We start from the raw sequence: 14,589 nt of genomic DNA, 5'->3' as shown, positions 1-14,589 counted from the left end.
GCGGCGGCTCAGCCGCCGTTGCCGTTGTCGGCGTCGTCGGTCTCCGGAATGCGCTCGACCGAGACGACCTTCTCGTCGTCCGCGGTGTCGAACACGATCACGCCCTGGGTCGAGCGGCCGGCGACGCGGATGCCTTCGACCGGGCAGCGGATCAGCTGACCATTGTCGGTCACCAGCATGATCTGGTCGGAGTCCTCGACAGGGAACGACGCCACCAGCTTGCCGTTGCGGCCGTTCACCGACATCGCGACGATGCCTTTGCCGCCGCGTCCGGTGGTGCGGTACTCGAACGACGACGTCCGCTTGCCGTAGCCGTTCTCCGAGATGGTCAGCACGAACTGCTCCGACGCCGACATCTCGGCGTAGCGTTCCGGCGACAGCGCCGCGGAGATATCACCCTCCTCCGCCTCGATCTCCGGCGCCTCGATCGGCTCGTTGTCCTCGCCGGTGGCGGCCCGGCGGATCGCGCCGGACTGCTTCAGATAGGTCGAGCGTTCGGCCGGCGTAGCCTCGAAATGGCGCAAAATGCAGAGCGAGATCAGCTTGTCGCCGGACGACAGCGCGATGCCGCGCACGCCCATCGAGGTGCGGCCGCTGAACACGCGCACGTCCGGCACCGGGAAGCGAATGCACTGGCCGCCCGCGGCGGTCAGCAGCACGTCGTCGCGCTCGGTGCAGATCTGGACGTCGACGATCGCCTCGCCCTCGTCGAGCTTCATCGCGATGATGCCGGAGCGGCGGACGTCGACGAAGTCCGAAAGCTTGTTGCGGCGGACGTTGCCGCCGGTGGTGGCGAACATCACGTCGAGCTCGCTCCAGGAAGCTTCGTCCTCCGGAAGCGGCATGATCGTGGTGATGCGCTCGCCCTGCTCCAGCGGCAGGATGTTGATCAGCGCCTTGCCGCGGCCGTTCGGCGGCGCCAGCGGCAGCCGCCACACCTTCTCCTTGTAGACCTGGCCGCGCGACGAGAAGAACAGCACCGGCGTATGCGTCGAAGCGACGAACAGCCGGCTGACGAAATCCTCGTCGCGGGTCGCCATGCCGGAGCGCCCCTTGCCGCCGCGGCGCTGCGCCCGGTAGGTCGACAGCGGCACCCGCTTGATGTAGCCGGCGTGCGACACTGTCACCACCATGTCCTCGCGCTGGATCAGGTCTTCGTCTTCGACCTCGCCTTCCTGCTCGACGATCACGGTCTTGCGCGGCGTCGCGAACTCGGTTTTCACGGCGCCGAGCTCGTCCTTGACGATCGTCTGCACCCGGGCGCGCGACCGCAGGATCTCGAGATAGTCGGCGATCTCGAGCGCGAGCTTGTCGAGCTCTTCGGAAATTTCCTCACGGCCCAGAGCGGTCAGGCGCTGCAGCCGCAGATCGAGGATCGCTTTGGCCTGCTCGAACGACAGCCGAGCGGTGCCGTCGGGATTGAGCTTGTGGCGCGGATCGTCGATCAGCGTGATCATCGCGGCGACATCGGCCGCCGGCCAGTCGCGCGACATCAGGGTTTCGCGCGCCGTGTTCGGATCGGGCGAATTGCGGATGACGCGAATGATCTCGTCGATATTCGCCACCGCGATCGCGAGGCCGACCAGGATGTGGGCGCGGTCGCGCGCCTTGTTGAGCAGAAATTTGGTGCGCCTGGTGACGACCTGTTCGCGGAACGCGACGAAGACCTGCAGCAGGTCCTTCAGGTTCATCAATTGCGGCCGACCGCCGTCGAGCGCCACCATGTTGGCGCCGAAATTGGTCTGCAGCGGCGTGAACTTGTAGAGCTGATTGAGCACCACTTCCGGCACCGCATCGCGGCGCAGCTCGATCACCACGCGGAAACCGTCGCGATCGCTCTCGTCGCGCAGATCGCCGATACCTTCGATCTTCTTCTCTCGCACCAGGTCGGCGATGCGCTCGACCATCGTCGCCTTGTTCACCTGATACGGGATTTCGCTGACGATGATCGCTTCGCGGTCCTTGCGGACGGTTTCGATCTCGACCTTGCCGCGCATCACGATCGAGCCGCGGCCGGTCTGATAAGCGGAGCGAATGCCCGAGCGTCCGAGAATGATCCCCCCGGTCGGGAAGTCCGGGCCAGGTACGATCTTGTTGAGATCGTCGATCGTCAGCGCCGGATCGTCGATCAGCGCGATACAGGCATCGATCACCTCGCCGAGATTGTGCGGCGGGATATTGGTCGCCATGCCGACCGCGATGCCGCCGGCGCCGTTCACCAACAGGTTCGGGAACTTGGCAGGAAGAACCTGCGGCTCTCGCTCCGAGTTGTCGTAGTTCGGCTGGAAGTCGACGGTGTCCTTGTCGATATCGTCGAGCAGCGTCTGCGCGATCTTGGTCAGACGGGATTCGGTATATCGCATCGCCGCCGGCATATCGCCGTCGACCGAACCGAAATTGCCCTGACCGTCGATCAGCGGCACGCGCATCGAGAAGTCTTGCGCCATGCGGACCAGCGCGTCGTACACCGACTGGTCGCCGTGCGGGTGATACTTACCGATGACGTCGCCGACGGTGCGCGCCGACTTGCGATACGGCTTGTTCCACTCGAAGCCGTTCTCGTACATGCCGTAGAGGATGCGGCGATGCACCGGCTTCAACCCGTCGCGCGCATCCGGCAGCGCTCGCGCCACGATCACGCTCATCGCGTAATCGAGATAGCTGCGCTTCATCTCGTCGAGAATGGATACGGGGCGAATATCCGAGGGCGCCAGCGGCTCCCCGGGCTTCTCGTCGTCTTTGTCGGACAAGGGTGAATTCCGGTCAGAATCTGATCGGATTCGTATAGCGTATCGGGGTGCTGCAAACCACCCTTTCGGGGGCTGTTTTCGAAGGTTTTTCCGCCCGTTTTTCCAATAACTTACGGGCGGTTCCCGAAGCGCCCGAAAAGCCTTTCGGCAGGGCGCTGAGATCGGCGGCGCCAGCGCTCCTTAAAGGCGCCGATTCGCCCTCTCAATCCGGCCTCGGCACCGCACCGAAACGCTCGATCACGACGTCGCGCTTGTTGTCCTCGACCCGCACCGTCATGGCGTAGCGGCCGTCGTCCAGATCCTTCGCCAGCACCTCGGTGTTGCGATGGAGCCAGCTGACGCCGGCGCCGTCCGCCGCATCGATCGACAGATCGAGCACGGTGCGGGTCGCCGCCAGACGCTGCTCGATGGCGAGCAGAAGCTCGTCGACGCCCTCGCCGCTCACCGCCGACACCAGCAGGCACGGATGATCGTCGGGCCGGCGCGCAGCGATGTTCTTCAGCTCTTCGCGCTGTTCCGGTTCGAAGCGGTCGATCTTGTTCCAGACCTCGACAATCCGCCCGCTCGCGGCATCGACGCCGAGCTGGCGCAGCACGTTGTCGACGTCGCTCTGCTGGGCCTCGGCATCCTCGTGGCTGATGTCGCGGACGTGAAGGATCAAATCGGCTTCCAGCACCTCTTCCAAGGTGGCGCGAAACGCCGCGACGAGCTGAGTCGGCAGATTGGAAATGAAGCCGACGGTGTCCGACAGCATCGCCTTGCCGCCGTGCGGCAGCTGGATCGCCCGCAGGGTCGGGTCGAGCGTCGCGAACAGCATATCGGCGGCCTGAACGTCGGCACGTGTCAGCCGGTTGAACAGCGTCGACTTGCCGGCATTGGTGTAACCGACCAATGCGGCCACGCGATACGGCACGCGCTGGCGACCGGCGCGATGCAGCCGGCGCGTCGCCTGAACTTTCTTCAGCTCGGCTTCGAGCTTGGTGATGCGGTCGCCGATCAGTCGGCGGTCGGCCTCGATCTGGGTTTCGCCCGGACCGCCCATGAAGCCAAAGCCGCCGCGCTGACGCTCGAGGTGGGTCCAGGACCGCACCAGACGCGACCGCTGATAGTTGAGATGCGCCAGCTCGACCTGCAGCGTACCTTCACGCGTCTTGGCGCGGCGGCCGAAGATTTCCAGGATCAGCCCGGTGCGATCGAGCACCTTGGCGTTCCAGGCCTTCTCCAGGTTGCGCTGCTGGATCGGCGACAGCGCACAATCCATCACCACGAGGTCGGCACCGTGCGCCGCGATCAGACCGACGATCTCCTCGACCTTGCCCTTGCCGAGATAGGTCGCCGGACGGATCTGGCTGATCGGCGTGAGCACCGCCTCGACAACGTCGAGATCGATCGCGCGGGCGAGACCCGCGGCTTCGTCGAGCCGCGCATCGTTGTCGCGAACGGCCGTATCGGCCGCGTCCGGATCGCCCCGACGCGCGCGCAGATACGGACCGACGACGATGACTCGCCCGGTCTCACCACCCTGCGCCGATCGCGGACGATCGACGCTCCCATCAATGCTGCGCGGTTCCAATCAGGCCCGCCTCAAGCTGGCGAGTCCTCGCCGCTTTCGAACAGCTGGATCGGCGCACCCGGCATGATCGTCGAGATCGCATGCTTGTAGACGAGCTGCGAATGACCGTCGCGCCGCAACAAAAGGCAAAAATTATCGAACCAGGTGACAATACCCTGCAACTTCACCCCGTTGACCAAGAAGATCGTCAGGGGAGTCTTCGTCTTGCGTACGTGGTTGAGGAAAGTGTCTTGAAGGTTCTGTGCGCGGTCTGCCGCCATTTTTTATCCCGCAATTGGTTTTATCTTTTCTTGCCGGTGCGCGTCTCTCTGGAGGAGCTTCACCCCGGTTGCCGACTCCTCCGAGATCCCCCTCCGGAAGCCGACGATCCGATTAGAGGGTAGGCATGGCTTTTAAGCAAGCAACTAAAACCCCGACTGAGTGTCCCCCGCGCTGCAAAACTCAGGAAAACACCGCAAATTGGTGAAACTGCTCTCTTAGACGTTTGACCAATGCGCCCGGCTTGCCGTCGCCGATCGGCTGGCCGTCGATTGCCACAACCGGCATCACGATCTGGCTCGACGCGGTCACGAATGCCTCGGCGGCGCCGGCCGCCTCGGCCGGCGTGAACGGCCGCTCCTCGAACCGAACCTGCAGTGCTTCGAACGCATCGATCAGCACGGCGCGGGTGACGCCGGCGAGGATGCCGACATCGGCCGAGCGGGTCACCACCCGCCCCTCTTTGGTGACGATCCAGGCGTTGCTCGACGCGCCTTCTGTGACATAGCCGTCGCGGTCGACGTACCACGCTTCATAGGCGCCGGCGTCGCGCGCCGCCTGCTTGGCGAGCACGTTCGGAAGCAGCGCCGTCGACTTGATATCGACCCGGGGCCAGCGATTCTCCGGCAGCGTGATCACCTTGATGCCGCGGGCGGCGTTGGCCTGCCCTTTGGCCGGATCGAGGCTGCGCGCCGTCACCACCACGGCCGGCTTCACCAGCTTGGCCGGAAAGCCGTGATCGCGCCGCGCCACGCCGCGCGTGACCTGCAGATAGACGATGCCGTCATGCACCCGATTGCGACGTACCACTTCATGCATCACCACCGACAGCGCCGCCAGCGGCATCGGCTCGGTGATGCGCAATTCGCCGAGCGAACGCTGCAGCCGCGCCAGATGCCGCGGCATGTCGACCAGCTTGCCGCCGCGCACTTCGCAGACCTCGTACACCCCGTCGGCGAACTGATAGCCACGGTCCTCGATGTTCACGCTCGCATCGCGCATATCGAGATAACGGCCGTTGACATAGGCGATGCGGGACATCGATCCGGTCCAAACTGACGAATGTGAAAGAAAGTGATTAGCCGACGCCGAGCGCCTTGAGCTTGCGATGCAGCGCCGAGCGCTCCATGCCGACGAACTCGGCGGTGCGCGAGATGTTGCCGGAGAACCGGCTGATCTGCGCGATCAGATAGTCGCGCTCGAACGCTTCGCGGGCCTCGCGCAGCGGCAGGCCCATGATGTGCTCGCCGTTGTTGCCGGTCGGCATTGTCGGCACCATCGAGCCGACGTCCTGCGGCAGCATATCGGCGGTGATCACCGCATCCGGCCCGCCGCCGGCGAGGATCATCAGCCGCTCGACGTTGTTGCGGAGCTGACGGACATTGCCGGGCCAGACATGCGATTGCAGCACCGCCATCGCGTCCTGACCGATCTGCCGACGCGGCAGACCGGTCGCCGCCGAGATCTGCTCCATGAAGTATTCGATCAATTCCGGAATGTCGTCGCGACGTTCCGACAGCGGCGGCACGCGGATCGGGACCACCGACAACCGGTGATAAAGGTCCTCCCGGAATCGCCCCGCGGCGATCTCGTCTTCGAGATTGCGCGCGGTCGACGAGATGATGCGGACGTCGACATTGACCCTGGTGGTGCCGCCGCAGCGCTGGAAGGTCTGCTCGACCAGGACGCGCAGAATCTTGTTCTGGGTCTCGCGCGGCATGTCGGCGATTTCGTCGATGAACAGCGTGCCGCCATGCGCTTCTTCCAGCGCGCCGGCCTTGCGTGAATGCTCACCATTGGCTTCGACGCCGAACAGTTCGATTTCCATCTTCTCCGGGGTGATCGCCGCGGCGTTGATCACCACGAACGGCCCATCGGCGCGCGAGGACGAATTGTGCAGCGTTCGAGCTGCCAGCTCCTTGCCGGCCCCCGACGGGCCGACGATCAGGATGCGGCTGTTGGCCTTGGCGGCGCGTTCGATGGTCTGGCGCAACTGATTGATGCAGGCGGAGCGGCCGACCAGCGACGAGGCCGACGGCGCGAGCTGCTTCAGCTCGCGCACCTCGCGCTTCAACCGCGAGGTCTCGAGCGCGCGCGTCGCCACCAGAATCAACCGGTCGGATTTGAACGGCTTCTCGATGAAGTCGTAGGCGCCGCGCTTGATCGCTGCGACCGCGGTTTCGATGTTGCCGTGGCCGGAGATCATCACCACCGGCACGTCGGTGTGGTCCTTCTTGATCTGCTCCAGCAACTGCAAGCCGTCGAGCTTGCTGCCCTGCAGCCAGATATCGAGGAAGATCAGATTGGGCCGCCGGTTTGCGATCTCCGCCAGCGCCGAGTCGCTGTCGCGCGCGGTGCGGGTCGAAAACCCTTCGTCCTCGAGAATACCGGCAACGAGATCGCGGATGTCCGCTTCATCGTCGACGATCAGAATGTCATTAGCCATGGTCGCGCCTGTCGCTTTAGCTGCCGCTGGCAGCCGCTATCCTTGGTTCGTTCTCGGCCTGCTGTTTTGGTTCACCCGATCCGGGAGGTGACGCCGGCTGACCGGACATCGCGAATCGGAGGCGCATCCATGCACCGCGCTGGCCAGGACGAACGTGGGATGCGTCGTTGAGTTCAATGCCGCCGCCGTGATCGACCAGCACGCGTCCGACGATCGCAAGACCGAGGCCGGTGCCTTTCTCACGGGTGGTGACGTAGGGCTCGAGCAGCCGCGAGCGGCTTTCTTTGGGCAGCCCGACGCCGTTGTCGATCACGTCGATCACGACGTCGTCGCCGTCGCGCGCCGCCACCACTTCGATCTTGCCCTTGCCGAGCTCCTCCTCGGGCACCGCCTCGATCGCCTCGGTGGCGTTCTTGATGATGTTGGTGAGCGCCTGCGAGATCAGGCGGCGGTCGAACCGCGCATGCAGCGGCTCGTCCTTGATCTCGGCGGCAATGTCGACATCGGGATGACCGACGCGCATCAGGAACACCACCTGCCGCACGGTGTCGCCGACATCCTCGCCTTCGATCACCGGCTTCGGCATCCGGGCGAAACGGGAGAACTCGTCGACCATACGCCGGATGTCGTCGACCTGGCGAACGATCGTATCGGTGCACTGCTCGAAGATGCTCTTGTCGTCGACGATGACCTTGCCGAACTTGCGCTTGATCCGCTCCGCGGAAAGCTGAATCGGCGTCAGCGGGTTCTTGATCTCGTGGGCGATCCGGCGGGCGACGTCGCCCCAGGCCGAGGTGCGCTGCGCCGACACCAGTTCGGTGATGTCGTCGAGGGTGATGATATAGCTGTCGCTGGTATGGCCGGTCTGTTCGGCGGTGACACGCACGTTGAGGATGCGTTCGCGGCCGTCGCGGGTGATGGTGATCTGGCCTTGCACCAGCCGTTGCGCTCCCTCGCGCGCGCTCGCCATCATCTCGTCGAGCTCGGGAATGACCTCGGACAGCGGATGGCCGAGCGCCTCGGCCTCGGCATGCCCGATCAGCTTCTCGGCGGAGCGGTTCAGGATGCCGATGCTGAGCGAGCCGTCGACGCCGATGATGCCGGCGCTGGCGGAGGACAACACCGCCTCGATGAAGCGGCGGCGGCTGTCGATCAATTCGCTGGCGCTGACCAGTTCGTCGCGCTGGGTGCGCAGCTCCTGGGTCATCTTGTTGAAGGTCATGCCGAGCTGCGACAGGTCGCCCTCGGATTTCGACACCGGCACCTTGACGTGGAGGTCACCGGTCGAGACCAGTTGCGCCGCGCCCATCAGCCGGCGGATCGGCGCCACCAGCCAGTTGGCGAAGTTCAACCCGATCAGCACCGCCGACATCAACACGGTGAGCGCGATCACCGTGAACATCAGCGCAAACGCGACCTGGACGCCGAGCCGCCGCGCCTCCAGTTCGGAATATTCCGCCACACTGGCCTGGGTCTGGCGCAACTGCGCGACCACATGCGGGTCGAGGAAACGCGCGACGTACAGGAAAGTGTCCTCGAAGCCCTTCAGCCGGATCACGGCGGCGACGTAATTGGCCTCGATGAACACCGCAATCTGCGGTTCGGTGTCGTCGACGTTCTTCAGAAATTCCGGCGCCGGCACGTCGAAGTCGCGGCGGATGCCGTTCTGGGCCGCCTCGAGAATATGACGGTCTTTGTCGATCAGCATCGCGCCCGGCAGATTGCGGGTCGCGGCGTCGTTGGTGAGAAACTCGCGGAACGACTTGCGGTCGAGGTCGAACAGCGCGCGGGCATGCGAGATGTCGTTGGCCATCCCGAGAATGTCACCGCGGATCAGCTGGCCATGCTCGTGCAGGTAGGCGTTGGCGACGATCAGCGAATTCTGGATCACCGCCCGGGTCGGACCGGAGAACAGCCGGTCGAGGCCGCGATCGAGTGTGACATTGGCGACGATCGACACCAGCACCGCAGGCAGCACCGCGATCACCGAGAACAGGCTGACGATCTGGATATGCAGCCGCGACGCCGCCCGGCCACGCCGGCGGGCCTGGACGACCTTCCAGACCTCGCGCGCAATGATCGCGACCAGCAGCAGAATGGTCGCGCCGTTGATCAGCAGGAACGTGACGACGACCTCGCGGCTGGGCGAGATCGGGGTCAGGCCGGTCAGCACGATGAAGGTCAGGAAGGCCGACAGCAGCGCAACGCCCACGGCGATCGGCGCGAGCAGTTTGCGCCAAGTGCGCATCCGCGGCTCTGCGATCGAGGGGTCGTCAACGGGTTGGGCCGACGTCTCTGCGCTGGTCATTCCGGCAATAATCAATGAATGCGTTCAGCCCGCGCCGCCGGCGGACCGTGTGATGCATTCCTACAACAATGTTGCTCAATTGCGACAATATCGCGGCGCATCGCCCGAGCCACCTCGGGCGAACACGCGTTCCACAGTTGAAAACCTTGCCCCGGCGTCTCAACCGCCGGTGCGATAGACCTGAATGTCGAGGTCGCGGATCTTCTTCCGCAATGTGTTGCGGTTGAGACCGAGCAGATCGGCGGCCCGGATCTGGTTGCCACGGGTCGCCGCCAGCGCCGCCGTGAGCAGCGGCACCTCGATCTCGCGCAGCACCCGGTGATAGAGCCCCGGCGGCGGCACACCGTTCGGGAAGCCCGAGAAATGCGAAGATAGATACATTTCGACCGCGCCGCCGAGATTGTCGACGGTCTGCGGCGCGCTCCCGCCCGAAACCACCGGCGGCGGCGCCAATTCGCCGTCGATCACCGAGGAGGTAATCACCTCCTGCGGGTACAGCGCGGCCAGCCTCCGAGCCAAATTCTCCAGTTCGCGGACATTGCCCGGCCAGCGGTGCTGTTTCAGCCGCTCCAGCGCTGCGGCGTCGAGCTTCTTGGCCGGCAAACCGTCCTTCTCGGCGAGGGCGAAGAAGTGCCGGACCAGATCCGGCAAGTCCTCGATGTGCTCGCGCAGCGGCGGCAGCCGCAACGGCACGACGTTGAGTCGGAAGAACAGATCCTCGCGGAACAGGCCCTGCTGGATCAGCACGCGCAGATCCTTGTTCGAGGCCGCGACGATTCGGACGTCTGTCTTGATCGGCGTGCGACCGCCGACCGTGGTGTATTCGCCCTGCTGCAGCACCCGCAGCAGCCGGGTCTGGGCTTCCATCGGCATGTCGCCGATTTCGTCCAGAAACAGCGTACCACCCTCGGCCTGTTCGAAACGGCCCGAGGCCCGCGTGTTGGCGCCGGTGAAGGCGCCGCGTTCATGGCCGAACAATTCCGATTCGATCAGGTCGCGCGGGATCGCCGCCATGTTGACGGCCACGAACGGGCCGTTGCGGCGCTTGCCGTAGTCGTGCAGCGCCCGCGACACCAGTTCCTTGCCGGTGCCGGACTCGCCAGTGATCATCACCGTCAGATCGGTCTGCATCAGCCGGGCCAGCACCCGGTAGATTTCCTGCATCGCCGGCGAGCGGCCGACCAGCGGGATCGAATCGAATTCACCGTCGTCGTTGGCGTTGGCGATCCGCTCCTTCGGCTCGGCCAACGCACGGCCGACGATCGCGATCAGTTCCTTCAGATCGAACGGCTTCGGCAGATATTCGTAGGCACCCTTCTCGGACGCGCGGATCGCGGTCATGAAGGTGTTCTGCGCGCTCATCACGATGACCGGCAGGTTCGGGCGCAGCTTCTTGATCCGCGGCAGCAGATCGAACGCGTTCTCGTCCGGCATCACCACGTCGGTGATCACCAGATCGCCCTCGCCTTGACTGACCCAGCGCCACAGCGTCGCTGCGTTGCCGGTCAACCGCACTTCGTAGCCGGCGCGCGACAGCGCTTGATTGAGCACCGTGCGGATCGCGGTATCGTCGTCCGCAACGAGAATACTACCTGCGGGCATTGGGAGTCCTCATCTTGCAGTCTGTGAGGCATCGGACGACGCCGGCGCGTCCTCGCCGTTCGGGGATTGAAGGGCTTTGGCGGTGTTGAACATCGGCATCAACACCCTGAAGGTGGTTTTGCGCGGTTGGGACTCGCACTCGATGATTCCGCCGTGATCGCCGACAATCTTCGCCACCAATGCAAGACCGAGGCCGGAGCCAGACGGCTTGGTGGTGACGAACGGATCGAACAGGTTCGGCAGCAGATCTTCGGGCACGCCCGGGCCGTTGTCCCGGACGCAGAATTCGAGCGGCAGCGACACCCGCGTCTTCTTGCCCGGCACCGACAGCCGAACACCGGGGCGGAACGCGGTGGTGAGTTGGATTTCGGCATCGGAGCCGAGATCGACCACAGCCTCGGCGGCGTTCTTCACCAGATTGAGGAACACCTGGATCAGTTGATCCTGATTGGCGAGCACCGGCGGCAGCGACGGGTCGTAGTCCTCGATGAACCTGATGTTGCGGGCAAAGCCGGACTGCGCCAGCCGCTTCACATGATCGAGCACCGAATGGATATTGACCGGCCCACGCGCGACCGGACGATCGTCGCCGAACACTTCCATGCGGTCGACCAGCGTGACGATGCGGTCGGCTTCGTCACAGATCAGCCGGGTCAGCATCCGATCTTCGGCCGACGCCTGCTGTTCAAGCAGTTGCGCGGCGCCACGGATGCCGGACAGCGGGTTCTTGATTTCGTGCGCCAGCATCGCCGCCAGCGCGATCACCGAGCGCGCGGCGCTGCGATGGGTAAGCTGGCGGTCCATCTTGTCGGCAATGGTGCGCTCCTGCAGCATCACCACGATGTGGCCGGGCCGCTCGTTGAGCGGTGCGACGTGCAGATCGACCTGACGGTCGGCACCGATCCGCGGCGTGCCGAGGTCGACCTTGTATTCGTTGACCGGCGAATTCCCGACCCGCACCTGTTCGATCAGCGCCAAGAGCGGACTGCCGAACGGCACCAAATCGGTCAGCGACTGCCGCCGCAGCAATTGCGTCGAAATCTCAAAGAACGATTCCGCCGCCATATTGGCGTCGACGATCTTGCCGTCGGGGCCGACCAGCAGCACAGGATTGGGCAGCGCATTGAGGATCGCATCGCTGTCGGTCGGCTGCGCCCGGCGCGGTTCGACGATGGCGTTCATGCGGCGGCCCTCCAGGCGAAATCATCGTAGGCATCGGCGAGCGCGCGGTGGACGCGGGCCGGATTCTCTTCGGTCAGGATCGCGGTGCGCCAGCTCTTGAGGACCGCCGGCGGAGCGTCGGCACTGGCGGCGGCCACCTCGAGCGACCAGCCGAGATGCTTGCGGGCGTGACGCAGCCCGATCCTGACACCGTACAGCGTCAGGATGTCGTCGTAGAGCGTGCGCAAGTAATCGCGCTGTACGGCGAGCGGCGGCTCGGCCTCGGCCTTTCCCGAGCTGAGCTGGCGGCCGACCTGCCCCGGCAGCCATGGGCGCCCTTGCGCCCCGCGCCCGATCATCACCGCGTCGGCGCCGGAGCGCGTCAGCGCTTCAACCGCGGTGGCGTGGCGGGTGATATCGCCGTTCACCACCAGCGGAATCGAGATCGCATCCCTGACGGTGCGCACCGCGTCCCAATCGGCTTCGCCCTTGTAGAACTGCTGCCGGGTTCGGCCGTGAACCGTGACGAGCCGCACCCCGGCGTCCTGCGCGCGCCGTGCCAGTTCCGGCGCGTTGCGCGAGCGATCGTCCCAGCCGAGCCGCATCTTCAGCGTCACCGGCACCCGCACGGCACCGATGGTCGCCTCGATCAGCGTCAGCGCGTGGTCGAGATCGCGCATCAAGGCCGAGCCTGACAACCCACCGGTAACGTGCCGCGCCGGGCAGCCCATGTTGATGTCGATGATGTCGGCGCCGCCGGCTTCCGCAATCCGGGCGCCCTCCGCCATCCAGCGCGCCTCGCAGCCGGCAAGCTGCACGACATGCGGCCCCTGCCCCACCTTGTCGCAGCGACGCACCGACATCCGGCGACCAGCCACCAGATCTTCGCTGGCGGTCATCTCAGACACCACCAGACCGGCACCGAGCTCCGCGACTTGCCGGCGGAACGGCGCATCGGTAATGCCTGTCATCGGCGCCAGAAACACCGGATCAGGCACCGCAATATTGCCAATCCTCAAAGGCGGCGAACCTGTTACAGTCGGGCGCGTCACTCGTTGCTCATTCTGTAGCCAGCACGGTTGCAGGTTCAGTCTCGCTCAATGTTTGAGCATTGTAGACGATTGCCTACAGTTTAGCCAATCATATCTGACATGCAAGTGCGTTGCAGCATTGTCCCCCGAACGCTTGTAGCTGCGTCGATTGAATCATGCTGCTTTATTGGCCCGGCATGGTAAGGGCTGTGCTTCGGCGCAACCAGCGCAGGCTACTCTCATTCCGTATCAATTGATCCCATGCCGAACTCACCCCGTACTGCTGCCATTATCGTCGCCGCCGGTCGCGGCCTGCGCGCCGGAGCGGGCGGCCCCAAGCAATACCGCACCCTCGCCGGCAGGCCGGTGATCGCCCGGGCGATGGAACCGTTCTGCACCCATCCGGGTGTCATGGCGGTGCAGCCGGTGACCAATCCGGACGACACCGAGATGTTCGACGCGGCGGTCGCCGGCCTGAACTTGCGCCCAGCGGTCGGCGGCGGCGCGACCAGGCAGGCGTCAGTGCGCGCAGGCCTCGAGGCGCTCGCCGAACTGAAGCCGGACATCGTGCTGATTCACGACGCGGCGCGCTGCTTCGTCACCCCGGAGCTGATCTCGCGCGCGATTACCGCTGCCGGTGCCACCGGCGCGGCGCTGCCGGTGGTTGCGGTGACCGACACCATCAAGCAGGTCGACGCCCATGGCGCGGTCGATGCGACGCCGGACCGCGCGACCTTGCGGATCGCCCAGACGCCGCAGGCGTTCCGCTTCGACGTGATCCTCGATGCCCACCGCCGCGCTGCCCAGGACGGCCGCGACGAATTCACCGACGACGCCGCCATCGCCGAATGGGCAGGATTGACGGTGTCGACCTTCGAGGGCGATGCTAACAACATGAAGATGACCACCCCGGAAGATTTCGCGCGCGAGGAAAGCCGGCTGATGGCCGCGCTCGGCGACATCCGCACCGGCACCGGCTACGACGTCCACGCGTTCGGCGAAGGCGACCACGTCTGGCTGTGTGGCCTGAAAGTACCGCACAGCCGCGGCTTTCTGGCGCATTCGGACGGCGACGTCGGCCTGCACGCGCTGGTCGACGCGATTCTCGGTGCGCTGGCGGACGGCGACATCGGCTCGCACTTCCCGCCGACCGATCCGCAGTGGAAGGGCGCGGCCTCCGACAAGTTCCTGAAATACGCGATCGACCGCGTCACCGCGCGTGGCGGCCGGATTGCCAATCTCGAAGTGACGATGATCTGCGAGCGGCCGAAGATCGGGCCGCTGCGCGATGCGATGCGTCAGCGGATTGCCGAGATCACCGGCGTGCCAGTGTCGCGGGTCGCGGTGAAGGCCACCACCAGCGAGAAGCTCGGCTTCACCGGCCGCGAAGAAGGCATCGCGGCGACCGCATCCGCCACGATCCGGCTGCCCTGGGGCGCCGACGGACTGGCCGGCTGACG

At 65.2% G+C, this 14,589-nt stretch carries 10 protein-coding genes; 1 reads left to right on the top strand and 9 read right to left on the bottom strand.

Annotated elements, in window-relative coordinates; all coding sequences use genetic code 11:
• Nucleotides 1-8: 8 nt before the first annotated feature.
• From gyrA to dusB, 9 genes are all read right to left on the bottom strand, one after another.
• Nucleotides 9-2,750 (bottom strand): DNA gyrase subunit A, encoded by a 2,742-nt coding sequence (gyrA, locus tag DNX69_RS01405; RefSeq protein ID WP_110784230.1) that lies wholly within the window; start codon nt 2,748-2,750, stop codon nt 9-11.
• Nucleotides 2,751-2,952: 202 nt separating this feature from the next.
• On the bottom strand, nt 2,953-4,323 hold the full coding sequence (gene hflX, locus DNX69_RS01400) for a GTPase HflX (RefSeq protein ID WP_110784229.1): 1,371 nt from the start codon (nt 4,321-4,323) through the stop codon (nt 2,953-2,955).
• A gap of 11 nt (nt 4,324-4,334) precedes the next feature.
• The gene (gene hfq / locus DNX69_RS01395; RefSeq protein WP_011158147.1) at nt 4,335-4,583 is read right to left on the bottom strand and encodes an RNA chaperone Hfq; all 249 of its coding nucleotides are present in this window, start codon (nt 4,581-4,583) and stop codon (nt 4,335-4,337) included.
• Between the two features lie 181 nt (nt 4,584-4,764).
• Nucleotides 4,765-5,622 carry a D-amino-acid transaminase gene (locus DNX69_RS01390; protein WP_110784227.1) on the bottom strand — a complete coding sequence of 286 codons (858 nt, stop codon included), beginning with the start codon at nt 5,620-5,622 and terminating at the stop codon, nt 4,765-4,767.
• A gap of 37 nt (nt 5,623-5,659) precedes the next feature.
• Complete coding sequence (locus tag DNX69_RS01385; protein WP_110784226.1) at nt 5,660-7,027, bottom strand: sigma-54-dependent transcriptional regulator; 1,368 nt, start codon at nt 7,025-7,027, stop codon at nt 5,660-5,662.
• Between the two features lie 16 nt (nt 7,028-7,043).
• Complete coding sequence (locus DNX69_RS01380; protein ID WP_110784224.1) at nt 7,044-9,335, bottom strand: sensor histidine kinase NtrY-like; 2,292 nt, start codon at nt 9,333-9,335, stop codon at nt 7,044-7,046.
• 159 nt (nt 9,336-9,494) lie between these two features.
• The gene (ntrC, locus tag DNX69_RS01375; RefSeq protein ID WP_110784222.1) at nt 9,495-10,937 is read right to left on the bottom strand and encodes a nitrogen regulation protein NR(I); all 1,443 of its coding nucleotides are present in this window, start codon (nt 10,935-10,937) and stop codon (nt 9,495-9,497) included.
• Nucleotides 10,938-10,946: 9 nt separating this feature from the next.
• Complete coding sequence (locus tag DNX69_RS01370) at nt 10,947-12,119, bottom strand: two-component system sensor histidine kinase NtrB (RefSeq protein WP_110784221.1); 1,173 nt, start codon at nt 12,117-12,119, stop codon at nt 10,947-10,949.
• Nucleotides 12,116-13,117: a tRNA dihydrouridine synthase DusB gene (gene dusB / locus DNX69_RS01365; protein ID WP_110784219.1), complete on the bottom strand. Its 1,002-nt coding sequence runs from the start codon at nt 13,115-13,117 to the stop codon at nt 12,116-12,118. Before dusB ends, DNX69_RS01370 begins: the two co-directional genes overlap by 4 nt.
• Nucleotides 13,118-13,390: 273 nt before the next feature.
• Here dusB and DNX69_RS01360 point away from each other — a divergent pair, with 273 nt between their 5' ends.
• Nucleotides 13,391-14,587 (top strand): bifunctional 2-C-methyl-D-erythritol 4-phosphate cytidylyltransferase/2-C-methyl-D-erythritol 2,4-cyclodiphosphate synthase, encoded by a 1,197-nt coding sequence (locus tag DNX69_RS01360; RefSeq protein WP_110784218.1) that lies wholly within the window; start codon nt 13,391-13,393, stop codon nt 14,585-14,587.
• Nucleotides 14,588-14,589: the final 2 nt, after the last annotated feature.

The sequence above is a fragment of the Rhodopseudomonas palustris genome, from assembly GCF_003226555.1.
Taxonomy (GTDB): Bacteria; Pseudomonadota; Alphaproteobacteria; order Rhizobiales; family Xanthobacteraceae; genus Rhodopseudomonas; species Rhodopseudomonas palustris_I.
Note: the sequence above shows the minus strand (reverse complement) of the source record. Positions and strands in the feature narration are given on the sequence as shown.